Here is a 22,617-nt window from a genome sequence, read left to right as displayed (position 1 = left end):
AGGCGGGCCAAAGCCCACCTTCCAACAAGATCAAAGATCTAGATTAGCTTATTCAGCAGCTGCTGCAGCGATCAACAGCGCAGCAAGAACACCCAATACGACGTATGTTGGGCTGATTGAAGACGCTGCAGGTGCTGGTTCAACCATCACTACAGGGGCTTCCATTACTTCCTCGCTCAGGCCACCAGCGGTGGCAGCAGCGCCGGAAACTGCGATAGCAGCTGCAGCTGCAAGAGTTGTTGTAAAGCGCATATCGGTACTCCATTCATGCACGGGGCGGTGAGGTCAAAACGTGACCGGTCCGCATATTTCCATTGAATCAGGCTCGCGCGAAGAATCCTAGTACTTTTTTGATCAGGGAACATGATCTTGGCAGGGACTTTTGGTGAAGGCCTTCAAGATACCCAAAAGAGCAAACGTGCGACTGGCCGATTTACCCAATAATCATTGGGAAAATAAGGAAAATTAAGAAGAAAAAAGCCGCCCTTTGGACCCTCGTTTGCCGTTCTGGAATCTGACGAGCGATGCCGAAATGCAACAAACTTGTTCAAATTGTGTTCGCCATTGCCAACACAAAAATGACCCCTGGCGCAAAGATGGTGTGAAAACCGTCCCATACCGCGCCGATAAACCAAACATTAAGGTTATTCGATCAAATCATCCTCATGTTCGTCTCGCATAAACATCGATTTGTGATCTTCCCCGACCCCATGGGTGCGTGCAATTGGCTGGGTCACCGCTTGGAACCTTGGCTGGATCAACCGACGGCACGAAACAGGAAAAGTAGTACGGAAACCCACTTTTTCTATGGCATGTCACCGGCAGAGGCAGAGCTGGCCTTTGATATGATAGGCCAGCCATACAGCCTCTATACAAGCATTGCGATAATCCAAAATCCATTCAGACGCATGGTCAAGCTCTATGACCGTATTGCGTTGACTGATCCACTTTGGCAGATGCGGCGCGCGCTTGGGGGCAGTGATCCGACATTTGCGCATTGGCTGCAAAACACGCGGGCGAGCGGACCCGGAGCAGGGTATTCCCGCGGGGCAAGGTGGCGGCGCTTTGGGGCCTGGTCTGCGCAGGCCTGGGCTGGCCAAAAGGTCACGCATCTGGTCCCGTTGGAAAGTCCGGACCAACTGCAGCAAATCTTGCGCAGCCAAGGTATTCCTTTGAATTTAAGATGCCGCGCCAGCGATCATGAGATGTTTCAGTTCCCCGAAATGTCACGCTATGACGCAACCAGCGCCGCACTCATCAAAGAGCGTTATTGGTCCGACTTAAGCCTCTATCGGCTTCAGCAGCCAGAGTTGAGGTTGATCGCATAGCGACCCGCTGCCTGCCCCGCGACCAGCCCTGTCGCAAGGCAGGCCGTGATCAGGTAGCCGCCTGTCGGCGCCTCCCAATCCAGCATCTCACCGGCGCAGAAAACGCCGGGGCGGGTTTTGAACATCAGATCATCGGTGAGCGTCTCGAACCGGACCCCACCTGCCGTCGAGATTGCTTCGTCGATCGGCCTTGGCCCTTGGTGGCGCACGGGCAGCGCCTTGATCAAGGGGGCCAGATCATCGGGAAAGGGCCTGCCAAATTCAGACAAGAGCGCCGCGCGCAGCGGATCAAACCGCAGGACTTTGCGTAGATGGGTTGTAACGCTGGCTTTACCCCGCGGCTTTGCCAAGGCTTGCCGCACCTTTTCGAGCGGCCAGTCAGGCAAGAGATCAAGCGTCAACGTCGCACCTTCGCGCATCGCCCGCGACATGGCGTAAATGCCGCCACCCTCTATCCCACGCACTGAAACAACAAATTCACCCCGTGTCGTCTGCCCGCCCGCGCTCAGTCCAACAGACTTGACCGGCGACCCCAGAAAGGGAGTCATATGGGGCGACCATGCCACATCAAAACCCATATTCGCCGGGGCAAATGGCGCGACAGCGTTGTCCAGATATGCCGCCCAATGCCCGTTTGCACCCAGTCGTGCCCAACTTGCCCCGCCAAGGGCCAGCACCGTGACTTTGGGCGCAACGGTTTGCATGCCATCCGGAGTTGCAAAGACCAGCGCATCACCATGCCAGCCTCGCCAGTTCCACCGGGTCCTTCGCTGCACGCCCGAAGCGTCCAATCGCATCAGCCAAGCACGCAAAAGCGGCGATGCCTTCATCGCTTTGGGAAAAACGCGCCCGGACGACCCGGTAAAGACGGACTGCCCGAGCGCCTGGGTCCAAGCCACCACATCATCAGGACCAAAGGCATTCAAGGCTGCGGCAAGAGCCCGCGGCATCGGCTGGCCATAAGCGGCAAGAAACGCCGATGCGGGCTCTGCTTTGGTGATATTCAAGCCGGATTTCCCGGCCATCAGAAACTTGCGGCCAAATGACGGCATGGCATCAACAATCAAGACCTCGAGCCCTGCTTTGCCCAATTGCTCGGCCGCCATCAGCCCGGCGGGTCCCGCACCGATGACGACGGCATCGGTCACGTTGGCATTGGACCTTTCATCTCGATCACACGGTGCGGATACGGGATTTCGATGCCATTGTCTTTCAACGCATTCCAGACAAGGAAAAGAACGTCAGACGAGTATTTGTTCTTCCCGTCATCGATCCCATTGACCCAAAACTCGACACAGAAATCGATTCCGCTATCGCCAAAACCGCGCAATTCGCAATCGGGCCCTTCAGGTTCTGTTAGAACCTCTGGATGCTTGGCAACCGCCGCCTCGATAATCGCGGGAACTTTATTGATGTCAGTGTCGTAGCTAACGGAAAAAGCCACCTCGAGCCGGTTGGCGGACCCGGAATCAGAGTAATTGGTGACGCGCGTAGTAATGAAATCTTCGTTCGGCACAACGATCCAGCGTCCATCGAATGTCTCGAGGATCGTAGCGCGCGCCGTCATCTTGATGATCGTTCCGGCCTCGCCACCATCAAGCTCGACATAATCGCCCACGGTCGCTTGACCCTCGACCATCAAAATCACGCCAGAGATAAAGTTCGATGCGATCTTTTGCAGGCCAAAACCAAGACCCACACCGATGGCACCCCCGATGATCGCCAGTGAACTCAGGCTGATCCCCATGATGTTCATCAACAAAAGGAAGGCGACAGCAAAGATCGCGAACTCGGATGACTTGATCGCCAACTGCCGGATTGCAGGGCGCATGGGCTGTTGTTCGATATAGGCCGAGGATTGCGAATTGGACCATTGCCCGAACCAGAACAGGATACTCCCCGCGATAACGCCACGGACAATGCTTAGCGCGGAGAAACTGATATTCCCAAGGCTCACCACCGCCTGATCCAGTGCAGTGGTCACCTCATCGAGAAACCCAACCGCGTAAAGCGCGGCGACCGGAACCAAGACAAACCTCGCCAGAACCCGCAAGAAGGGGTCGGTGACGATATGTTTGGCCAACGCCCGCGCCGCAAGGAACAAGAACACCCGTTTGCCAAAGGCAATGACAGCACCCGACCCAAACAGCGACCGTGTCACTGCCTCGCCGATCGCTGTGAAACCGTAGGCCAGCAAAGGCAGCAGCAAAGGCAAGAAGATCAGCGCAAACCGGCGCGATTTTGCAAGCAAAGTCTGATTTGCGGTATCTGGCGTCAGTAACCTTGTGAGGCGCGGAGCAAGGATCCGGTTTGCCAGACGTGCCAGCAGATAGGCCCCGATCAGCAATGCAAATTGAGACCAAGCAGCAGGAGACAAGAGCCAATCCTGCGCCAGCTCCAAGGCCTGATCAAAAGCCCTTTGCGCCTGATCCATCAGTGTGTTCGGCTCCATGCACGTCTTACCCTTACAGTTTGATTTCTTTTGCCGTGCACCTCTGCAAGAAACAAGCCTAAGCCGTCATGCCCTTGATCGCTGCAATATGTGACAGATCAGCCGCGAGCGTGTCACTGCCAAGCATCTTGGCAGTGGCAATCAGATCGTCGGCATCAACAATCTGATCCACAAGACCCCATGTCTCTGCCTGAACCGCCGCTATTTTTTGACCGGCCATCAAGATATATTTGGCCCGCGCCGGACCGATCAAAGCCACCAGACGCCCCGGATCGGAAGGTTGCGGCAGAAAGCCGAGCTTCATGACAGGATAAAAGAATTTGGCTTCAGGGACCGCGATCCGCATGTCGCAGGCCAGTACCATCCCGAAGGCACCTCCGGCTACAGTCCCGTTCAGCGCCGCAATGCTCAAGCCAGGCAGTGCTGCAATCGCCCCAGAGAGCCGCTCCCAGACCGGATCGGTTGCCAACCCAGCCCGGGCGGCATCCAGATCGGCGCCAGCACTGAAAACACGGCCAGTGCCTGTCAGCACAAAGAGTTTGGCCGTTTGCGCGTTTGTCGCAATCTCGGCCAGTTCAACCAGCATTTCACGTGTCAGCGCCCCGGCTTTTTCTGGGCGATCAATGGTGACGACCCAGGTATCGCCCTCTTGGGCGCAACGGATCATATCAGGCCGACCTTCCTGCGAATGTCGTCTTCGCGCAAACTGATGTCATCACCCAAGAAAGCGTCTGCCTCTGGCGTGCACATCCAGACCAAGGCCTGCGCAGGCCACTCTGGTGGGATATGCACAGACCAGTCCAATTGGCTAATAGGGTTCATTCCCGACGCCTTGATATCGCGCTGCATCTGGGTCGCCACCGTCCCGGGCGAAAGCCCCATGATGCGCAGTCCCTTGTCGCGCGATTCTTTGTCGGCAGCGCGGGTCAGCATATAGACCGCCGCTTTGGAGCTACAGTAGGCCGACCAGCCCTCTACCGGCCCATGGGCCGCACCTGACGAGATATTGATGATTGTCCCGTGGCCTTGTGCAATCATGCCCGGCATCGTGGCATGCATCCCGTGCATCACCCCTTTGACGTTGATGTCGATCGTGCGTGACCACACTTGCGGGTCCGTGTCCTGCAAGTGCCCGATCGGATCAACGACACCGGCATTATTGATCAACACATCCAAACCGCCGAATGTCTGCGCTGTCGCGGCAACCGCAGAGGCCACGTCAGAATAGCGCGCCACATCACACGGAATCGCGAGCGCTTTTTCACCAATTTCGCCAGCAATTTCGGCGATGTCATCGGTGCTGCGCGCAACCAAAGCAACGTTGGCCCCAGCTTTGGCAAAAGCATAGGCCGCTGCCGCACCAATGCCACGGCTTGCACCCGTGATAAGAACCGTCTTACCGTTCATATTGATATTTTCCACTCTGGTCCCTTTCAGACTATGTTTGGGATAGATACTAAGTGAATCGAAACTATCGACCTTGAACCTCACAGTAGGAAACCACGGTCCGATCCGAAAGATGCATAACGAAAGGGAATTTGAATGACCAACTCAACAGGAATGCGCAGCGCTGTTTGCCTCGCTGCGTTGATCGCTGGCGGCGCGGCGCATGCCGAAGTGACGGCGGCGCAGGTTTGGGCAGACTGGCAGTCTCAGCTTGCCCAATACGGCGAAGGCAGCGTGACCATCGGCGCAGAGGAAACGTCAAGCGGTACCCTTACCGTGCGCAATCTTGGCATCAGATTCTCGGATGATGACATCGTCGCTGAAACACTGATGAGCGCGATTACCTTTAACGAGCAGTCGGACGGTACGGTCCGTGTCACGATGGACGAAAGCTATCCCGTCACGGTCACAGGCGAAGATGGCGTCGTCATCACGATCGACATCAGCCAGCAGAATATGGAAATGATCGTCAGCGGTGATGCGGATGCTTTGGATTACGACATTACGGCAAGTCAGTACAAGGTTGCGCTGCGCGACGTCGTCGACGCCGATGTGACCTTTACCGGCGATGTAGAGGTCGCAGCCAACGATCTTAAGCTGTCATACCAGACCGCAGTTGGCGAGATGCGCGATATCACCTACAGCGGCACGGTTGCATCGATTGATCTTTTGGTTGATTTTCAGATTCCGGGTGGCGACGGCGAATATGTCACTGCTGGCGGCCGAATGGTCGACATGCAAACCCAAGCCGCAATGACATTGCCGCTGGATGCCAATTTCGAAGACCCTGACACCATGATCAATGCGGGCTTTGCCTTTGCGGGCGGTTATACGATCGACAGCGGCGACTTTGTGTTCGACATCAACGCCGATGGGGATCAGACCTCTGGTTCGATGAGCACGGGGACTTCGACCTTTACCGGTGAAATGAACAGCACGGCGCTCGGCTACAGCAGCAACACAGTTGATGTTGCGCTCAGTTTCCTTTCCAGTGGTTTTCCTCTCCCGATCGAGATCAATCTTGCCGAGTACGGTGCAGGTTTCCAAATGCCTACAGGGGCTTCAGACGAACCCTCTGACTTTGCGTTCAACCTTGACATGGTCGATCTGTCAATCAGCGACGCTATCTGGGATCTGTTCGATGCCGGCAATGTCTTGCCGCGCGATCCAGCAACGATCCAGATCGCACTCGCTGGTAAAGCCAAATCGCTCTACGATATGTTCGATCCGGCACAGCAAGACGCCTTCGAGAACGCCGAAATGCCTTTCGAGCTTTCAGAGGTGACCCTCGAAACACTCAACATTGATGCGGCGGGTGCGCAGGTCTCTGGCAGCGGGGCATTTACATTCGACAACACAGACATGCAGAGCTTTGCGCCCTTGCCGCGCCCAGAAGGCGAAGCAAGAGTCGAGATCACAGGCTTTAACGGCCTGCTCGACAATCTAGTGGCGATGGGGCTGGTACCAGAGCAAGACGTGATGGGCGCACGGATGATGGTGGGCATGTTTGCCCGTGCGACCGGTGATGACCAGATGGAAACCTCAGTCGAGATCGATGCCGGCGGTCAGGTCCGTGTGAACGGCAATCGGGTACGTTGAACCCGTTCAAGAACCGGGGGCGCAGATGGCAACATCTGCGCCCTTTTCTTTTGTCCTTGCCAGCAGCCTTGCAGGGCAGACGCCTGCGCACTAGGTCAAGGATCAAACAAAGGACAAATGATGACCCAATCACTCTCCGCTCTTTCCGACCAGATTTTGCAAGCCGCCAAGAACGCGGGTGCCGATGCCGCTGATGCGATTGCCGTCGATGGGACATCAATTTCCATCACCGTACGCGAAGGCGCGCTGGAACAGGCGGAACGGTCCGAAGGAATTGACATTGGGTTGCGGGTTTTTGTCGGCAAACGACAGGCTTGCGTGTCGTCCTCCGACACCAAGCCTCAGACACTTGTGCAGATGGCAGAACGTGCTGTCGCAATGGCCAAGGAAGCCCCCGAAGATCCCCATGCGGGGCTCGCCGATCCATCGCAGCTGACCACCAATATCGCCACCGAAGCGCTGGAACTCTTTGATCCCAGCGATGAACCGGACCCAGCCGCCCTGCAAGACGATGCTGCCCGCGCAGAGGCCGCCGCATTGCGCAATCCCGGTGTCAGCCAGGTGCAGTCCGCCTCGGCAGGCTATGGCCGCCGCCGGATCCATCTGGCGGCCAGCAACGGTTTTTCCGCCGGCTATGCCCGCAGCGACCGTGGCCTTTCCTGTGTGGCCATCAGCGGCACAGGGTCGGGGATGGAACGCGACTATGACTATGACAGCCGGGTGTTTCAGGCTGATTTGCGCGATGCCGAAGAAATCGGGCGCATCGCTGCCGAACGCGCCGTAGAACGCATCGGTGCGAAAAAGCCGCGGACAGGTGCCTATCCCGTCCTTTTCGACGAACGTGTCGCCAGCGCCCTGATCGGGAGCCTCTTGCAGGCGACCAACGGGATGATGATCGCACGCGGGTCCAGCTGGCTTCGCGATGCGATGGGCGAACAGGTACTGCCCAAGGGGATGTCGATCATCGAAAACCCGCATCGCGCGCGGGTGACGGGCTCGCGTCTTTTTGACGCCGAGGGCCTCGCAACCGCGCAACGCGCGATTGTTGATGACGGTATCCTGATGGGGTGGACGCTGGACCTTGCGACAGGGCGTAAGCTGGGCTTGCCAAGCACGGCCAATGCCTCCCGCGGAACCGGATCGCCCCCGTCACCCAGCCTGACCAATATCGCCCTGAGCCAAGGCGACAAGAGCCGCGCCGATCTGGTCAAAGAGATGGGAACAGGCCTGTTGGTCACATCGATGATCGGGTCCACCATCAATCCCAATACGGGGGACTATTCCCGCGGGGCCGCCGGTTTCTGGGTCGAGAACGGAGAGATCACATACCCTGTCAACGAATGTACCGTCGCTGGAAATCTGCGTGATATGCTTAAAACAATTGTCCCCGCCAATGACGGGCGTATGCATTTGTCGCGGGTGGTGCCATCTTTACTCGTCGAAGGTCTGACCCTTGCCGGAGACTGATCTTGATTTGCTCGTTACAGCCGCGCGACGTGCTGGCGACATCGCAAAACAGTACTTTCAGCAAAACCCCGATGTGAAAGACAAACCAGACGGCGCTGGTCCTGTGACCGCCGCAGATCTTGCCGTGAATGCTATGCTGGAAGGCTTCCTCCAGGCCGGACGGCCTGACTACGGGTGGCTATCCGAAGAAACCGAAGACAATGCTGCCCGCCTCCAGACTGCCCGCCAGTTCATTGTCGATCCGATTGATGGCACGCGCGCCTTCATCGATGGTAACAAAGACTGGGCCCACTCACTTGCGATCGTTGAAAATGGCGCGCCCATCGCAGCGGCTGTCTTTTTGCCGATGCGAGAAATGATGTTTGCAGCGGCAATCGGCCAGGGTGCGACGTTGAATAACAAACCGGCAAAGGTGAGCCGTGCTGCACTGGATGGCGCGATCATCCTTGGCGCAAAGCCAAACTTTGACGGGCGTTTTTGGAAAGATGGGCAACTGCCGCCGATCAAACGCGCGTTTCGGTCCTCTCTCGCTTACAGGCTGTGTCTGGTGGCACAAGGACAGTTTGACGGGATGATTACGTTTCGGCCCAGTTGGGAATGGGACATCGCCGCAGGCGCGCTGATCGCACAAGAGGCCGGCGCAACCATTACCGACCAGCATGGCGCGCCACTTCGCTTCAACAATGCGCACCCACAGGTGCCTGGCGTCTTAACCGCAGGCCCCGAATTACATGCCGCACTCTCTGCACGACTTGAGCCGCTGCGGTCTAGCCCCTAGAGTGGCGGCAAGTCGTCTACACACAAAGGTTTTTTACATGATACAGCGTCTTCACCTCGTCTTTGGCGGTGAGCTCATCGACCCGACCAAGAACGCATTCAAGGATGTCGACGCGATCGATATCGTGGGGATGTTTCCCAACTATGAGACCGCCTACAATGCCTGGAAAGCTGCCGCCCAGCGCACCGTCGACAATGCGCATATGCGTTATTTCATTGCACATATTCACAGGTTGCGTGATGAAGAAGTCGAAACATCAAAGACCGAAGAGCTCGATCCTTAAGGGCTGTCTTTAGGACAACTGAATGGCAAGATCCCTCGCAATTGCGGCCTATCTGGCAGGTTTGGGAGCGCCCGAACGCCCGCTCAATCCCGCGAAACAACCGCCGCGTCCTACAGGGACGATCATTTGGGCGCGCTGTAGTCAAGCTGATCAGCTGACCGCTGTCGATACATTGCGACGCAAGCTATCGGAAGATGGTGACCCCATCCATGTGATCGCGACGATGCGGGACTGGGACCAAGAGCTCGCCGGAAGCGCCTTGCCCGAACCACAAGGCAAGGAAAACATTCGCGCGTTCATCGCGCACTGGCGTCCCGCTATGGCAGTGTGGATCAAAGGTGATCTTGATCCGATCCTGCTCGCCGAAATGCGCTCGGTTGATATTCCTGCCATTCTTGTCGATGCCACATCAGATGGGCTTGATCACGTCGCAGGGACCTGGGTGCCCGGAGCAATGCGGTCACTTTTGTCAGAATTTGAAGCTGTCCTCGCACTTGATAGCCATGCCGCTGAACGCCTGATCCGTGCGGGCACGCCCGAAGATGCGGTCTTGATTACGGGACCTATGGAAGACTGCGCACCAACACTTCCCTGCAATGAGGCCGAGCGCAATGATGTCGCCAGAGCCATCGGGACGCGCCCTGTCTGGCTTGCGGCCGCGACGCAATTGGAGGAATCCGATGACCTGTGCAAAGCCCACCAGTTTGCCAGCAGACGGGCGCACCGCCTTCTTTTGATCGTTGTGCCGAAACATCAGGTCATGGCGATTGCCATTGCGGAAGAAATGCAGCTTCGCGGGCTCAATGTGGCGCTGCGCTCTCAAGAGCCAAAGCCATCCGACATAACGCAAATCTATGTTGTGGATACCGAAGAAGAGCTTGGGCTATGGTACCGCATCGCTCCGATCACCTACATGGGTGGCACGCTGCATGGGGGCGGCTGCCGCGACCCATTCGAAGCAACTGCTCTCGGTTCTGCTGTGCTTTATGGCCCACAAGTTGCCCCGTTCCAGCGCCATGCAGCCCGATTGAACGCAGCCGGTGCTTCACGTTTGATCCGCTCCGCGGCCGACCTTGGGCCGACTGTAGAAACACTTTTGTCCGCAGATAAAACCGCTGAAATTGCCCATGCTGCATGGGACGTCACATCGCGCGGTGCCAGTGTGACAAATCGGATAGCGGCCTTTATTCTGCTGCGTCTGGAAGAGTTGGTGCAGTAACATGCGCGCGCCATTCTTCTGGTTCACCCCGCCCGATCAGCCGACGCTTCTGGCACGCAGCCTTGCCCCCTTGGCCGCTCTCTATGCCGCAGGCACCGCGCGCCGTATCCGCCAGCCGGCCAAGATCAAAGCTCTGGTTCCTGTCATCTGCATCGGCAATATCAATGCAGGCGGAACCGGCAAGACACCCACAACGATTGCGCTGATCGAGCGGCTAAAGGCACGCGGACATAGCCCGCATGTTGTCTCTCGGGGCTATGGCGGCAGTCTGAACGGCCCTGTGCGGGTCGATGAACGCCAGCACAAGGCAGACCAGACCGGCGATGAACCACTCCTGTTGGCTGCCTTTGCCCCCACCTGGGTTGCCAAGGATCGCGCCGCAGGGGTCAAATGCGCCCAAGAGGCGGGTGCCGATGTGATCCTCTTGGATGACGGTTTTCAAAACCCCGATGTCGCCAAGGATCTTTCCATCATTGTGGTCGATGCGATGCGCGGTTTCGGCAACGGGCGGGTCATGCCCGCAGGGCCATTGCGCGAAACGGTGAAATCGGGACTCAAAAGGGCCGATCTCGTGCTTTCAATCGGCCCACCTGATGCGCAAGACAGGTTTGCCAGCCAGTGGCCATTGGATATCCCTCACCTTGTGGGACACCTCGCCCCCTTGCCGACAGGGATGCCCTGGCGCGATCTGAAGTTGTTGGCTTTTGCAGGTATTGGACACCCGGAGAAGTTCTTTGTTACTCTGCGCGACATGGGTGCAAACCTCGTGCGCGCCGAGGCTTTGGGCGACCACCAGCCACTGACCGATGCCCTGATGAAGCGGCTAGAGATCGAGGCATCAGCACGCAAAGCGCAGCTTGTCACAACTGAAAAAGACGCGGTCCGCCTGCCTGACAGCTTTCGGATGAAGGTGCTTACCTTGCCCGTGCGGTTGCAATTGGTGGATTGGGGGCCGATCGACCAAGCTTTTGACCGCTTGGGGCTTTAGCCTAGCAAATCCTGATCTTCGCCCAGCTTGGGCGAGGCCTTCTTTGGCGCCACATCCGCATCCGAAAAGCGGATCGGCAGGCGCACGGTCGGCACGCCATCCAGATCAACCCGCATCCCGCGGGAAACGACCTGCGGATCGGCAAACGTTTCCGCCATGTCGTTGATCGGCCCCGCAGGCACGCCATGTGTCTCGCAAGCGGCCAAAAGGTCGGCTTTTGCCCATGTTAGAGTCTTTTCGGTCAGGCGTTCTGAAAGTATGACGCGGTTTTCGAGGCGCAAGGCATTGGTCGCATAGTCGGGATCATTTCCCAACGCGGCCAATCCAAGCAATGCGCAAAACTGGCGGTATTGCCCGTCATTGCCGCTCGCCACGATGATATGTCCGTCCGCACAGTCAAACACCTGATACGGCACGATATTGGGGTGCGCATTGCCCAAACGCTTGGGCGCTTTGTCCGTCACCAGATAATTCATGGCCTGATTGGTCATCACGGCGGTGGCCACATCCATCAAGGCCATGTCGATATGCTGGCCCTTGCCGGTCGTTTGGCGCTGGTGGATCGCCGCCAAGATGCCGGTGCAGGCGTAGATGCCGGTAAAGATATCCGTCACAGCGACACCGACCTTTTGTGGCTGCCCCTCTGGTTCACCTGTCACCGACATCAGCCCCGACATACCTTGGATGATATAGTCATAGCCCGCGCGTTGGGCATATGGGCCATCCTGCCCAAAGCCAGTGATCGAACAATAGATCAGGCGGGGGTTCAACGAGGCAAGGCTTGCGTAGTCCAACCCGTATTTGGCCAGCCCACCCACCTTGAAATTCTCGATCAGGATATCGGCATCAGCGACCAGCCGTTTGACCTGCGCCTGCCCTTCGGGCGTACGAAAATCAATCACGACGGATTTCTTGCCGCGATTGCAGCAATGGAAATAGGCGGCACTCGTCTCGCCGGCATGATCTATGAATGGCGGCCCCCATTGGCGGGTGTCATCACCTTGCGGGCTTTCGACTTTGATAACCTCGGCCCCGAGGTCGGCCAAGGTCTGCCCCGCCATCGGGCCCGCAAGAATGCGGGCCAGTTCGATAACTTTCAGGCCCGCAAGAGGCTGCATATGACGTCTTTCAGTTCATGCGAAGGCTGACTTAGCCCAGCTTCCCGTCAAGGATACCAGCGAATTCATCATAGGCCATGTTTGAATACTTGGTGCCATCTATCATGAAACTCGGCGTGCCGGTAATGCTGTCGCGCTCGGCGTTCTCTTGGTACCAAGTGAACAAAGCTTCGGCCTTCGCAGCATTCGTCAGTGTCGCATCCAGATCGGCGTCCGTCAGCCCAGCCGTCTTAGCCAAGGTGCGCAGATCCTGCACGATCGTGACCGGATCGCCGCTTGCCAGCCAATTGCGCTGCTGTTCGTAAAGCAGGCTTGAGAAGTTGAAGAAAAACTCTGGGTTGTTGTTGGTGCGCGCGATCATCGACGCCCAAAGTCCGGGACGGTCGAAATAGACCTCACGGTAAACGAAACGGATGCGGCCCGTTTCGATGTAGTTGGCTTTCAACAATGGGTATTGGTTCGCATGAAACGACGCACAATGCGGGCAGGTGTATGAGGCATATTCGATCACCTCGACTGCCGCATCGGGATCCCCCTGCACCATTTCAATCACTTCAGCCGATGCGCCATCTGTGCTTTGTGCAAAAGCCGCACCGGGCAGCAAACCTGTCTGCGCGTCTGGCCGTGTGAGTGTCCAGCCTGCGCCCAAAGCAACAAGTGCGCCGCCGCCTGCGGCCAAAAGAGTTCTGCGTTCCATATCTACCTCTGATCAGCTTTTCTGCTTCGTTAACACATTTGCGCCCAGCGCCGCCAGTGCAGCACGTAGGCCATCGTTTTCTATTCCATCAGATAGGGCAAATGCCGCCGATTGCACGGCTGGATCGGGCGTTTTCTGCACTGATGGTGCAGGGGCAAAGGCCACGCGCCCCTCGGCAAAGCCAGTGGGTGCTGTCTGCGTGATCCGCACCCGCGAAATCGCGCGGTAGCCATAGCAGGCGTTCACCTTTTCGCGGATCTGTTCTTTTTGCATTTCAAGCATGGGAGCCTGCGCCCCGGTGGTCAGCAGGGTCAGCGTCGCACCCATGCCGCCTTTGGAATAGCTCACGTTCACAGGCGTCGCGATCCGTGCTGTCCCTTCGCCCACCACCTCGGCCCAATGGGTCAAAAGGCGGGTCACGGCAAAGCCCCGCTCTTCGCTGGCTTTGCGAATGCTGGTCTGCATCAACGTCGCCGCACGGGAAAATCCGCGCGTGGTGCTGGTGTGGCGTGGCGCTTTCATATCTAAGCCCTACTCTATGACGAATGATGCGCCAAGTCTGCGCACCACAATGCGACGGATAATAAACATTGCGTGACCTCAGTTCAGAGCTTTTGGCATGGTATGACCGCAACGCGCGGGACATGCCGTGGCGCGTCCCTCCTGCGGATCGCAAAGCGGGCGTTCTGCCGGACCCTTATGCCGTCTGGATGTCCGAGGTCATGTTGCAGCAAACAACGGTGGCCGCTGTGCGCGATTATCATCGCAAATTCCTTGGGCTCTGGCCCACGGTTCGCGATTTGGCGGCGGCAGAGGATGCCGATGTCATGGCCGCTTGGGCGGGGCTGGGGTACTATGCACGCGCCCGAAACCTGCTCAAATGCGCGCGCGCGATCGTGGCAAAGCATGACGGGGTGTTTCCGGACACTTATGAGGCCTTGCTGACATTGCCGGGGATCGGGCCTTATACTGCCGCTGCGATATCAGCGATCGCTTTTGACAGGCCCGAAACCGTCGTGGATGGCAATGTCGAAAGAGTGATGGCGCGTTTGTACGACATTCACGCGCCCTTGCCCGGATCAAAGGGTGAATTGACAGCACTTGCACGCAATCTTACCCCGACACAGCGCCCCGGCGATTATGCGCAAGCGGTGATGGATCTGGGTGCCACGATCTGCACGCCGCGTAGCCCCGCCTGCGGGATATGCCCATGGCGCGATCCCTGCGCCGCACGGATAGCAGGGTCCGCGCCCCAATTGCCCAAGAAGACCCCAAAGAAAGCCACACCCATAAGGCGCGGAATCGTCTACGTGGCGCGCCGCGCTGACGGGGCATGGCTCTTGGAAACGCGGCCCGAAAGCGGGCTTTTGGGGGGGATGCTGGGCTGGCCCGGATCGGATTGGTCCGACGCCCCCGAACCCGCACCACCGCTAGATGCGGATTGGGAGGGCTTGGGTGAAGAGGCGCGCCATACCTTCACCCATTTCCACCTGCGCTTGCAAATCATGACAGCGCGCGTGCCACATGATGCGATGCCGCAACGCGGGCGGTTCATTCCGGCGGCGGACTTCAGCCCCGCAGCCCTGCCAACGGCCATGCGCAAGGTCTTTGACCTTGTCATTGTGACGCTGCGCGATGATTGAGATCGGGAGCAAGGGAAGCTATCATCCACGCAACACCACTCAAGCGGAGCCGATGCGTGACTGTCGCACCTGACACACCAAAAATCGCAGGTCTTGGCGCAGCGCTGCCATTCTGGCTGTCCTTGGGACTAATCCCGATCGCTGTTCTGGCCGCCGTTCAAGGCGGGTGGTTCATAGCACTTTTGCCACTATCGACCTGGTATCTCTTTACCAGCCTCGATTTCGTCCTGGGGCAGAATACTGCAAACCCCGATCCCGAAACGCCCGAAAAGCAATTGTATTGGCACCGGCTGATCACCTTGCTCTGGACCCCTTTGCAACTGGTGACGATCTTCGGGATCATGGCCTATGTCATGCAAACCGACCATCTGAACCGCTGGGAGCAATGGGCGCTTTTCGCAGCGCTTGGTATCCTGTCGGGCACCATCGGGATCAACTACAGCCACGAGTTGATGCACCAAAAGCCCAGGACCGAACGCTGGCTGGCCGACATTCTGCTGGCGTCGGTGCTCTACTCGCATTTCCGGTCCGAGCATCTTCTGGTGCATCACCGCTATGTCGGAACGCCGCGCGATCCGGTCAGTGCGCGCTATGGTGAGAGCTTTTACCACTTCTTCCCGCGCGTCCTGTATCAGTCGCTTGTCTCTGCCTTCAAAGCCGAAAAGGGGATGCTCGCCCGAAAAGACCTGCCTTGGTATCACCGGTCCAACCCCTTCTGGATTTATTGGGGTCTACAAGCAGGATTCGTCGTGCTGTCATGGGTCATCGGCGGGTGGTGGGGTGTTTTCCTGTTTTCGGTGCAGGCGTTCTGGGCGGTTTTCCAACTGGAACTGGTGGATTATGTCGAACATTACGGGCTGACACGTAAACACCTTGGGAACGGCAAATACGAACACGTCCTGCCCCGGCATTCTTGGAACGCGACAGAGCGCGCATCGAACTGGCTGCTGATCAACCTGCAGCGCCATTCCGACCACCACTACAAACCGGGCAGGCGTTTCCCCCTCTTGCAGACCTATAGCGAGGACGAAGCCCCGCAATTGCCCTATGGCTATGCAATGATGACAATGATCGCATTGGTGCCACGGGCATGGCGCAAAGTGATGAACCCACGGGTGAAAGCCTGGCGCAAGCAATACTATCCAGAGATCAAGAATTGGGAGCCCTACAAGCGGGCGACGAATCCGATGCCGCGGTGATGGCTCAAAAGGTTTATTGCATGGACACTATTGGCATGCGGCTGTCCGATCCAATTGAACCGGTCGGAAGTGAAACCATTTTCTGACAAAGGCTGGATGCAAGGTTTTTTCGATGTCATCCTGTAAATCGGCGCCGCCGACATCAACGTATGTTTGCCCATTCATGGTAAAGCTGACCCTTGCCTCGGGATGATCGGCCAGACGACCCAACAGTTCGTAATAGACCATCCCGAATCCCGTCTGCTGATAGCGGCCAAAAACAGGATCATCGTTCTGGCCTGTAAAGATGGCGACATCTTCCAGGTAACCAAAAGCACTTGGGGTCTGGGTAAACAGCAGATGATTGCTGACGCCGCCCTCAAGCCGAAGGTTTGAAAACATATTGACCGTTTGCGCTGTCTTGAGCCCAGCATAGGGCAAGGCACCATTCACGAAGTAAAGAGCGGTCACAAACGTCCCGATCACGTATGCTGCGGTGGAATGGGTTTGGTTTCGCTCGCTTTGCGGGTCGCGGCCTTCGCGCATGATCATGAAGCAAACGACAATGACCGTCGGCAAAAGGCTGAGGCTGGCGAGGTTGTAGTGCCCTTCAGACATCGCAAAACCGCCGACAAAAAGCAGGATCAGAAAGGCGAGCTTGTTGGTCGGTTTCTGCGCGCGCTCTTTAAGCCAGCCCATCAGCGAAGATGCGTTGATCCGGTCAATCTGGGCCGCGCTCAGGAACAGGACATGCAGGGAAATCGTCAGCGTCGTAAAGCTGATGTAGGCAGAATAATTGCTAAGTGCGAGGAACATGTGAAAGCTGATGCCCAATGCCATGCCCCAATAGCGGGCACGCGGCACGATCAGTGCCAGCATCACAATACCTTCGACAATAAAGGTGGCATAGATCGCCGTGTAGTCCATCAAGGGATGCTGGATCCAGCTGAACGGCGGCAGCATCTGATCCCATAACCAGATTGCGCAGCTGACTTCCGGATCAAGAAAGTCGGTATTGATCTTGTGAAAGATGCCGTAGACATACATCACAAGAAGCGATCCGCGCCCCGCCAGGATAAAGTTGGCAAATATACTTGCGACCGGCAGCCCCCTCACACAAGCGTAGAAAAACGACAGCCAGTAACCAATCAAAACCATGGACCGCAGCATGGTATGATTTGACGTTGCCGGAGCCTGCGCGATGGTGCTGATTGTGCTGACCAGCATCAAAAAGAACAATGCACGCGGTGATGCAGGCCGAGACAGCAAAACAAGTGCAGCCACAAAAATAGCTAGAAAATCCCACTGCGCCGGCACACGTGTATATTCAAAGATATAGTTGAAAACATGGAACAGGGAGAACATCGCGAAGATAAGCCCGAAAAGGCCTTGCCGCGAAATACGCCCGTCTTCCTCATCATTGATCGTGCGGCGCCCCATCAAGAACAGCGTCAACCACCGACCGGACCGCAGCACTGGATAGGCTATCGCAGAGACCAGAGGCTTGTCGAAGACAAGTCTGTTGAGCCGGTTGAAGGCCCCGGATGGCGTAGACATCCCGGCCAGCAAGTTGGTTGCAGCAGCGCCGCCCACACGACGACCATCGAGGTCTACCACCATACCTTGGTCCAGATCGAAGCCCTCACTGGCCAATTCTGCCCGAATCTCTGCATCTTCGCGCAGATTGACCAAAGCCACTGGCCCAACCGTTTCCCGAAGCTTCAAGAGGCTCACATACTTCGTGCAAAACGGACACTCTCCATCATAGAAGATCGTTGCTGCCATCTTTCTGGTTACTCTCGTCGCTGGGTCGGTTGGCCGTAGGATACCTTTGAAAGAACCGAATTTTGAGACTGCATTGTGTCTATTTTTCGTCGAATGAGCTTCTTTAGCATAACCCGTTTCACCAAAAAAACCCCGCCATCAGTGTGATGGCGGGGATAAAGTTAGTGCTTACGGTCCCCACCACCATGATGAGGTTCGCCGCAGGCACCGGCGGTATCAACTTTGGTGAAGTGTCAGTGCTTCGCCATCTCAGAGCGGATCTGCTGGCGCAGCAGATCAATGGGCACCTTTTGCCCGTCGCGTTTAAATTGCCAATAGGTCCAGCCGTTACAGCTTGGCGCGCCTTCCAGATAGGCGCCGACCTGATGGATTGATCCTTTGATATCGTCACCGATCAACGTGCCATCAGCACGGACCTTGGCCTTGTGACGACCATTCATGCTCCATAGCTCTTCACCGGGGCGCAGCATGCCACGTTCGACCAGCACACCAAACGCCACGCGCGGCTCGGAGCGCTTGGAGATTGACACTTCAAGAGCCTCTTTGTCGAATTTGCGTGTGTTCTTGATGCGCTTCTCTGCCACCTTCCGGTAAGCCTCTTCACGCTCGATCCCGATGAAATCGCGGCCCAGCATTTTTGCAACCGCGCCAGTGGTGCCAGTCCCGAAGAAGGGGTCAAGGACCACGTCTCCGGGATGAGTGGTGGCAACAAGGACGCGGTGCAAGAGGGACTGCGGTTTTTGCGTGGGATGCGCCTTTTCGCCTTCGTCATTCTTCAGCCGCTCATGTCCGGTGCAAATGGGCAGAACCCAGTCAGACCGCATCTGGACGCCCTCGTTGAGGGCTTTGAGCGCTTCGTAATTGAAGGTGTACTTGCTGGCTTCTTCTTTCGAAGCCCAAATCAGTGTCTCGTGAGCGTTGGTCAAACGCTTGCCACGGAAATTCGGCATGGGGTTGGACTTGCGCCAGATGACATCGTTGAGAATCCAGAAACCCTGGTTCTGCAACTCGGCGCCCATCCGAAAGACATTGTGGTAGCTGCCGATCACCCAGATCGCACCATTTGGTTTGAGTAGGCGGCGGGCGGCGGCAAGCCAAGCTTTGGTGAACTGGTCATAGACCTTGAAACTGTCGAACTGGTCCCAAGCGTCATCAACCGCATCAACCTTGGAGTTGTCGGGACGATGCAGGTCACCCTTCAACTGAAGATTATAAGGCGGATCAGCAAAAATAAGGTCTATCGTACCTGCAGGCAGGCTGTTCATCACGTCGATGCAGTCGCCGGCAATAATCGTATTCAACGGGAGCGCTTGCGCACCCTTACTTTTGGTTTTGATCGTCATAACTTGCCTCTAAGCCCCGGCGGGTATCCCGCTCTTTGGTTGTGCCCAATGTGAGTCAGAGGCGAATCCAAGTCAAAATCTTTATTGATTCAGTCACTTACGTTTTTATCTTGATACAAGATGTTGTGTATCGGCTTGAAGGAACGTCTATGATGGATGCTCACGCCAAAGCGCTGCAGCCCCAATTTATGTTGGGCTGTGGGATATCCGGCGTTCTTGTCCCAGCCGTAGTGGGGGAACTGTTGCGCCAGAGCCACCATGTGTCTGTCACGCCACACTTTGGCGACGATGGAGGCCGCCGAAATCGACAGGCTACGGGCATCACCCTTGATGATTGTTTGCGATGAAATCGTCAGATCGCGGGGGGTCATGTTCCCGTCGATCAGCGCATGGTCAGCTCTTTGGGTCAGCCCGGCGATCGCCCGCACCATTGCAATGTGAGACGCGCGCAGGATGTTGTGGGTGTCGATCTCTTCCACCGTGGCTTCGGCCAGCGAGACATCTGCTACTGCCATGATCTCATCAAAGAGCGCATCGCGCCGTTTGGCGGTCAGTTTCTTGCTGTCGTTTAATCCGGCGGGGATGTTTTGCGGATCAAGGATTACTGCGGCGGCGCAAACAGGGCCTGCAAGCGGGCCGCGCCCGACTTCATCGACGCCGGCAATGCAAAGAAAGCCACGCGCACGGGCGGCCATTTCAAATGAAAAATCAGGTTTTGTCATAAGGTCAGTGACCAGAACGCGCAGGCCACTTCAAGGAAAAAGGGGCAGAGAGCCATGTCCAAACTCTCTGCCCCGTATTGGTGGTCTGATGTGCTACGCGTTACTCTGCGACTTGCTTACATGATCAGACACCCAAGTTGGCGCGGTAACCGGGGCAAGTGACCGCGCTTGGTCACAGCGCCTTAGTGACGCCGATCTGATTGAAAGCCTTGCTCGCGCAGACAAAGCGGGTCGTACCCACGTACCGGCCCGTTGGTCGTATACAGACGCACGGCACAGCGATCTGGCAATTGGTTTACATGACGATAGTTGCGCTCAAGACAGCGGCGGCCAAACAGACGTTGCGCACCAAATCGGGTTTCGACAGTCTGCAGGCATTCAAATGGCACAGTGCGTCGGGCGTTGTTGCTTTGACTTTGGCGGTTCAGGTCTGCCCAGTTGTTGCTGCGATTGATACCGTTTCGGTGGCCATTGTCATGGACCTGTATTCCCGTGTCGGCAGCTTCGTTGCCAGAGCGGCGGTCGCGATTTCCCTCGATTGCAGCCCCGATCACGGCGACCGCAGCCAGCCCGATCAACAGCTTTCCAACATCCTCACGGTCCAACCCCTGGGCCGAGATGGGTGTTGCGGTTGCGAGCGTCAAAGAAAGTGCAGTAAGTCCTGCAATGATTGGCTTGAACATCGGTTTGTCCTTTCGGTGCATGTGCCGTCGTGATGGCGATGAACCAAAAATGGAGTGGACCGCGCTTGCAAAACAATAACGGGGGATGGTTATGCGATTGCCATCGCGATAACATTCGGCGTTATTGAATATCAGGAAGCCTTTGGATCAGGTGGGCGCATGAAACACATTTCTTTCTCATTCATGGCGCTCATGCTGAGCACGACTCTCGCACAAGCGGCCTGTTATGCCGATTACAAGGCCAAGCAGGACGATCCCTTGCGGCTCCACTATGGGGTGGCAGAGGTGCGCGGCGATTGCTCTGTCTCTTCGGCAGAACGCCAACTGCGCCAAAGCCTTGCTGGCGATGGCTGGCAGCTATTGAATGTGCTTGGTGTCTTTGATGACGCAGGGCTGGATGAAAGAAAGGACAGTGCAGGTGAGTACTTCCTCCGCTACTGAATCACGTGAAATCGGGAACAGGATTGTTGTCGCCGGGATTGCCGCGATCGTTCTGATCCTCGCGATTGCCGCCGTGTTGCTGTTTATCAATCTGCCTGACGCCAACGCCTTCAATATGAGGGTGGAACGGCTGTTTGTGGAAAACGACAATCTGACCAGTAATGCAGAGATCAAGCTGCTCGAGATTCTCGCAGGCTCGGGTACTGCGTTTTCAGATACGCTGGCCTCTTACCGCTTCGTCATCTTTGTTCTGCTGATTTTTGCGACCGCCTTGCTGGTGGCCGCAGTTGCTTTTCTTGTGATGCTTATCGCATTGAACCGCCGCATGGGGCGGATCGAACGGCAGGGCATCGAAGTGAACTCGCTTACGATCAGCCGCGATGAAAAGGCGGTCTATCTCAACGACTTTGAATTCAAACTGACGGATGCCGCGATTGAAACGCTCTCGGTTCTGGCAGAAGCGCGGATGGATGACGAGGTGCTGACCGGGGCCGAGATCGAAGCGGTCATTTCAGGCCGCAACGCTGTCGACTGCGACGAAGCGGCCGGTGCAACGCGGATCAAGCGCCTGCGCGATACGCTGGGCAACCAGATGATGAGCGAGCTTTTGGTCAAGAATATCGCGCGCAAAGGCTATATTCTCGCGATCGATAAAGACGTCATCAAGATGATCTAGAGCGATCACAAACTATGTGCCAGAACAGTCTGCAAGGTGGCGCGCGGGAACCTGAGGTTGCGATCTGGCCACGATTGGCCACCCTCCAAAATCATTTCATTATTCACAGTCGCCTTGGGCCTGATGCCCTTGCTGTTTGAGGGCTACGCGGGCGCAATGGACGCCGTCCCGACGATCTCCAAAAACGGCGATGACATTCTGGCTGAAATGATCGGCGGTGGCGGTTTTGGCGATGAATTACGCTCTATCTTTGTGTCTTCGACCACATCAAGCGACGGTTTTGCCAAGCGTCTGAAAGGCGAGATTGAAATCGGCATGGCCTCGCGCCGCATCCGTCCAGAAGAAGCACGCGCACTGCGCGATGCAGGTGCCGGCAACACTGATCAACGAATGTGGCATCGCAACCATTCCGGATGCGTTCTCGGCACGGACAGAAGAATACGAGCTGCAACGCCGTCTGTTGCTTTACTCACGCGAAGATACAGAAGGTCAGGCCGCGCGCGATTTCCTTGACTTTGCAATATCCGAAGATGGCGATACCGTGATTGGCAAGGCTGGCTTTATCGGCTTCGCCGTCGATCGCCGCGCACAGTCCTTGGACGCCTCTCGTGCCTTGCTCAACGCGAATGTCGACGCTTATGAGGCCAGTTTCATGTGTCAGATGGTGGCCCAGATGGTGGGCTATGATCGGCTTTCGACCACGTTCCGCTTCCGCATAGGGTCTGCGCAACTGGATGCGCGCGGCTTGACCGACAAAGCGCGTCTGGTTGA

At 56.8% G+C, this 22,617-nt stretch carries 23 protein-coding genes and 1 pseudogene; 12 read left to right on the top strand and 12 right to left on the bottom strand.

The features are described from left to right. Nucleotides 1-48 precede the first annotated feature (48 nt). Nucleotides 49-252, bottom strand: coding sequence for a hypothetical protein (locus NWQ23_RS13135; protein ID WP_306166829.1), 204 nt, complete (start codon nucleotides 250-252; stop codon nucleotides 49-51). Between the two features lie 413 nt (nucleotides 253-665). Here NWQ23_RS13135 and NWQ23_RS13130 point away from each other — a divergent pair, with 413 nt between their 5' ends. Beyond that, the gene (locus tag NWQ23_RS13130; RefSeq protein ID WP_306166827.1) at nucleotides 666-1,328 is read left to right on the top strand and encodes a hypothetical protein; all 663 of its coding nucleotides are present in this window, start codon (nucleotides 666-668) and stop codon (nucleotides 1,326-1,328) included. On the opposite strand, the gene NWQ23_RS13125 is transcribed toward NWQ23_RS13130, so the two are convergent. Genes NWQ23_RS13125 through NWQ23_RS13110 form a run of 4 tightly spaced genes read right to left on the bottom strand, consistent with a single transcriptional unit; the run spans nucleotide 1,298 to nucleotide 5,193 of the window. Next, nucleotides 1,298-2,476 carry a TIGR03862 family flavoprotein gene (locus NWQ23_RS13125; RefSeq protein ID WP_306166826.1) on the bottom strand — a complete coding sequence of 393 codons (1,179 nt, stop codon included), beginning with the start codon at nucleotides 2,474-2,476 and terminating at the stop codon, nucleotides 1,298-1,300. The genes NWQ23_RS13130 and NWQ23_RS13125 overlap by 31 nt on opposite strands. Continuing rightward, the gene (locus NWQ23_RS13120) at nucleotides 2,473-3,780 is read right to left on the bottom strand and encodes a mechanosensitive ion channel family protein (RefSeq protein WP_306166825.1); all 1,308 of its coding nucleotides are present in this window, start codon (nucleotides 3,778-3,780) and stop codon (nucleotides 2,473-2,475) included. Before NWQ23_RS13120 ends, NWQ23_RS13125 begins: the two co-directional genes overlap by 4 nt. Before the next feature lie 58 nt (nucleotides 3,781-3,838). Continuing rightward, on the bottom strand, nucleotides 3,839-4,447 hold the full coding sequence (locus tag NWQ23_RS13115; RefSeq protein WP_306166823.1) for an enoyl-CoA hydratase/isomerase family protein: 609 nt from the start codon (nucleotides 4,445-4,447) through the stop codon (nucleotides 3,839-3,841). Then, nucleotides 4,444-5,193, bottom strand: a complete 750-nt coding sequence (locus tag NWQ23_RS13110) for an SDR family oxidoreductase (protein ID WP_306166881.1) — start codon at nucleotides 5,191-5,193, stop codon at nucleotides 4,444-4,446. The genes NWQ23_RS13115 and NWQ23_RS13110 overlap by 4 nt, the downstream gene beginning before the upstream one ends. 129 nt (nucleotides 5,194-5,322) lie before the next feature. Between NWQ23_RS13110 and NWQ23_RS13105 the strand changes: the two genes are divergently transcribed. From NWQ23_RS13105 to lpxK, 6 genes are all read left to right on the top strand, one after another. Further along, nucleotides 5,323-6,825, top strand: coding sequence for a DUF2125 domain-containing protein (locus NWQ23_RS13105; RefSeq protein ID WP_306166822.1), 1,503 nt, complete (start codon nucleotides 5,323-5,325; stop codon nucleotides 6,823-6,825). 120 nt (nucleotides 6,826-6,945) lie between these two features. After that, entirely contained in the window at nucleotides 6,946-8,292 is a 1,347-nt protein-coding gene (locus NWQ23_RS13100; protein WP_306166821.1) for a TldD/PmbA family protein, read from the top strand. Then, nucleotides 8,279-9,070 (top strand): 3'(2'),5'-bisphosphate nucleotidase CysQ, encoded by a 792-nt coding sequence (locus tag NWQ23_RS13095; RefSeq protein WP_306166820.1) that lies wholly within the window; start codon nucleotides 8,279-8,281, stop codon nucleotides 9,068-9,070. Before NWQ23_RS13100 ends, NWQ23_RS13095 begins: the two co-directional genes overlap by 14 nt. A 37-nt stretch (nucleotides 9,071-9,107) precedes the next feature. Further along, the gene (locus tag NWQ23_RS13090; RefSeq protein WP_306166819.1) at nucleotides 9,108-9,353 is read left to right on the top strand and encodes a DUF4170 domain-containing protein; all 246 of its coding nucleotides are present in this window, start codon (nucleotides 9,108-9,110) and stop codon (nucleotides 9,351-9,353) included. 22 nt (nucleotides 9,354-9,375) lie between these two features. After that, entirely contained in the window at nucleotides 9,376-10,572 is a 1,197-nt protein-coding gene (locus tag NWQ23_RS13085; protein WP_306166818.1) for a 3-deoxy-D-manno-octulosonic acid transferase, read from the top strand. A 1-nt stretch (nucleotide 10,573) separates the two neighbouring features. Continuing rightward, complete coding sequence (lpxK, locus tag NWQ23_RS13080) at nucleotides 10,574-11,560, top strand: tetraacyldisaccharide 4'-kinase (protein ID WP_306166817.1); 987 nt, start codon at nucleotides 10,574-10,576, stop codon at nucleotides 11,558-11,560. Here lpxK and NWQ23_RS13075 read toward each other — a convergent pair. The 3 genes from NWQ23_RS13075 to NWQ23_RS13065 are packed head-to-tail and all read right to left on the bottom strand — an operon-like array spanning nucleotide 11,557 to nucleotide 13,897. Next, on the bottom strand, nucleotides 11,557-12,678 hold the full coding sequence (locus NWQ23_RS13075; protein WP_306166816.1) for a CaiB/BaiF CoA-transferase family protein: 1,122 nt from the start codon (nucleotides 12,676-12,678) through the stop codon (nucleotides 11,557-11,559). The genes lpxK and NWQ23_RS13075 overlap by 4 nt on opposite strands. Before the next feature lie 31 nt (nucleotides 12,679-12,709). Continuing rightward, a complete protein-coding gene (locus NWQ23_RS13070) occupies nucleotides 12,710-13,375 on the bottom strand; it encodes a DsbA family protein (RefSeq protein WP_306166815.1) in 666 nt (221 codons plus the stop codon). 12 nt (nucleotides 13,376-13,387) lie between these two features. Beyond that, nucleotides 13,388-13,897: a DUF721 domain-containing protein gene (locus NWQ23_RS13065; protein ID WP_306166814.1), complete on the bottom strand. Its 510-nt coding sequence runs from the start codon at nucleotides 13,895-13,897 to the stop codon at nucleotides 13,388-13,390. 68 nt (nucleotides 13,898-13,965) lie between these two features. On the opposite strand from NWQ23_RS13065, the gene mutY reads away from it, so the two are divergent. Together mutY and NWQ23_RS13055 are read left to right on the top strand one after the other, a co-directional pair. After that, nucleotides 13,966-15,018, top strand: a complete 1,053-nt coding sequence (gene mutY, locus NWQ23_RS13060) for an A/G-specific adenine glycosylase (RefSeq protein ID WP_306166813.1) — start codon at nucleotides 13,966-13,968, stop codon at nucleotides 15,016-15,018. A gap of 56 nt (nucleotides 15,019-15,074) precedes the next feature. Beyond that, on the top strand, nucleotides 15,075-16,217 hold the full coding sequence (locus NWQ23_RS13055; RefSeq protein ID WP_306166812.1) for an alkane 1-monooxygenase: 1,143 nt from the start codon (nucleotides 15,075-15,077) through the stop codon (nucleotides 16,215-16,217). Nucleotides 16,218-16,244: 27 nt separating this feature from the next. Here the strand turns inward: NWQ23_RS13055 and NWQ23_RS13050 are convergent, their stop codons facing one another. From NWQ23_RS13050 to NWQ23_RS13035, 4 genes are all read right to left on the bottom strand, one after another. Continuing rightward, nucleotides 16,245-17,981, bottom strand: coding sequence for a DCC1-like thiol-disulfide oxidoreductase family protein (locus NWQ23_RS13050; protein ID WP_306166811.1), 1,737 nt, complete (start codon nucleotides 17,979-17,981; stop codon nucleotides 16,245-16,247). Nucleotides 17,982-18,214: 233 nt separating this feature from the next. Beyond that, the gene (locus NWQ23_RS13045; RefSeq protein WP_306166810.1) at nucleotides 18,215-19,324 is read right to left on the bottom strand and encodes a site-specific DNA-methyltransferase; all 1,110 of its coding nucleotides are present in this window, start codon (nucleotides 19,322-19,324) and stop codon (nucleotides 18,215-18,217) included. Nucleotides 19,325-19,413: 89 nt separating this feature from the next. Beyond that, the gene (locus tag NWQ23_RS13040; RefSeq protein WP_306166809.1) at nucleotides 19,414-20,046 is read right to left on the bottom strand and encodes a ribonuclease HII; all 633 of its coding nucleotides are present in this window, start codon (nucleotides 20,044-20,046) and stop codon (nucleotides 19,414-19,416) included. 182 nt (nucleotides 20,047-20,228) lie between these two features. After that, nucleotides 20,229-20,729 (bottom strand): hypothetical protein, encoded by a 501-nt coding sequence (locus NWQ23_RS13035; protein WP_306166808.1) that lies wholly within the window; start codon nucleotides 20,727-20,729, stop codon nucleotides 20,229-20,231. A 159-nt stretch (nucleotides 20,730-20,888) separates the two neighbouring features. Here NWQ23_RS13035 and NWQ23_RS13030 point away from each other — a divergent pair, with 159 nt between their 5' ends. From NWQ23_RS13030 to NWQ23_RS13020, 3 genes and pseudogenes are all read left to right on the top strand, one after another. Further along, nucleotides 20,889-21,170, top strand: a complete 282-nt coding sequence (locus NWQ23_RS13030; protein WP_306166807.1) for a hypothetical protein — start codon at nucleotides 20,889-20,891, stop codon at nucleotides 21,168-21,170. Next, a complete protein-coding gene (locus NWQ23_RS13025; protein ID WP_372340130.1) occupies nucleotides 21,127-21,846 on the top strand; it encodes a transcriptional regulator in 720 nt (239 codons plus the stop codon). Before NWQ23_RS13030 ends, NWQ23_RS13025 begins: the two co-directional genes overlap by 44 nt. A gap of 304 nt (nucleotides 21,847-22,150) precedes the next feature. Then, a pseudogene (locus NWQ23_RS13020) lies at nucleotides 22,151-22,617 on the top strand (hypothetical protein); the annotation flags it as partial.

The organism is Yoonia sp. (genome assembly GCF_030731595.1).
Classification (GTDB): Bacteria; Pseudomonadota; Alphaproteobacteria; order Rhodobacterales; family Rhodobacteraceae; genus Yoonia.
The sequence above is the reverse complement of the archived record's forward strand: the minus strand, read 5'-3'. Positions and strand labels throughout refer to the sequence as shown.

Bases quoted from the DNA above. Each gene is read 5' to 3' on its own strand.
- NWQ23_RS13040 (WP_306166809.1), bottom strand. From the start codon at position 20,046: ATGACAAAACCTGATTTTTCATTTGAAATGGCCGCCCGTGCGCGTGGC.
- NWQ23_RS13070 (WP_306166815.1), bottom strand. From the start codon at position 13,375: ATGGAACGCAGAACTCTTTTGGCCGCAGGCGGCGGCGCACTTGTTGCT.
- NWQ23_RS13085 (WP_306166818.1), top strand. From the start codon at position 9,376: ATGGCAAGATCCCTCGCAATTGCGGCCTATCTGGCAGGTTTGGGAGCG.
- NWQ23_RS13035 (WP_306166808.1), bottom strand. From the start codon at position 20,729: ATGTTCAAGCCAATCATTGCAGGACTTACTGCACTTTCTTTGACGCTC.
- NWQ23_RS13135 (WP_306166829.1), bottom strand. From the start codon at position 252: ATGCGCTTTACAACAACTCTTGCAGCTGCAGCTGCTATCGCAGTTTCC.
- NWQ23_RS13120 (WP_306166825.1), bottom strand. From the start codon at position 3,780: ATGGAGCCGAACACACTGATGGATCAGGCGCAAAGGGCTTTTGATCAG.
- NWQ23_RS13025 (WP_372340130.1), top strand. From the start codon at position 21,127: ATGAAAGAAAGGACAGTGCAGGTGAGTACTTCCTCCGCTACTGAATCA.
- NWQ23_RS13045 (WP_306166810.1), bottom strand. From the start codon at position 19,324: ATGACGATCAAAACCAAAAGTAAGGGTGCGCAAGCGCTCCCGTTGAAT.
- NWQ23_RS13065 (WP_306166814.1), bottom strand. From the start codon at position 13,897: ATGAAAGCGCCACGCCACACCAGCACCACGCGCGGATTTTCCCGTGCG.
- NWQ23_RS13075 (WP_306166816.1), bottom strand. From the start codon at position 12,678: ATGCAGCCTCTTGCGGGCCTGAAAGTTATCGAACTGGCCCGCATTCTT.
- NWQ23_RS13090 (WP_306166819.1), top strand. From the start codon at position 9,108: ATGATACAGCGTCTTCACCTCGTCTTTGGCGGTGAGCTCATCGACCCG.
- NWQ23_RS13115 (WP_306166823.1), bottom strand. From the start codon at position 4,447: ATGATCCGTTGCGCCCAAGAGGGCGATACCTGGGTCGTCACCATTGAT.
- lpxK (WP_306166817.1), top strand. From the start codon at position 10,574: ATGCGCGCGCCATTCTTCTGGTTCACCCCGCCCGATCAGCCGACGCTT.
- NWQ23_RS13030 (WP_306166807.1), top strand. From the start codon at position 20,889: ATGAAACACATTTCTTTCTCATTCATGGCGCTCATGCTGAGCACGACT.
- NWQ23_RS13050 (WP_306166811.1), bottom strand. From the start codon at position 17,981: ATGGCAGCAACGATCTTCTATGATGGAGAGTGTCCGTTTTGCACGAAG.
- NWQ23_RS13130 (WP_306166827.1), top strand. From the start codon at position 666: ATGTTCGTCTCGCATAAACATCGATTTGTGATCTTCCCCGACCCCATG.
- NWQ23_RS13105 (WP_306166822.1), top strand. From the start codon at position 5,323: ATGACCAACTCAACAGGAATGCGCAGCGCTGTTTGCCTCGCTGCGTTG.
- NWQ23_RS13100 (WP_306166821.1), top strand. From the start codon at position 6,946: ATGACCCAATCACTCTCCGCTCTTTCCGACCAGATTTTGCAAGCCGCC.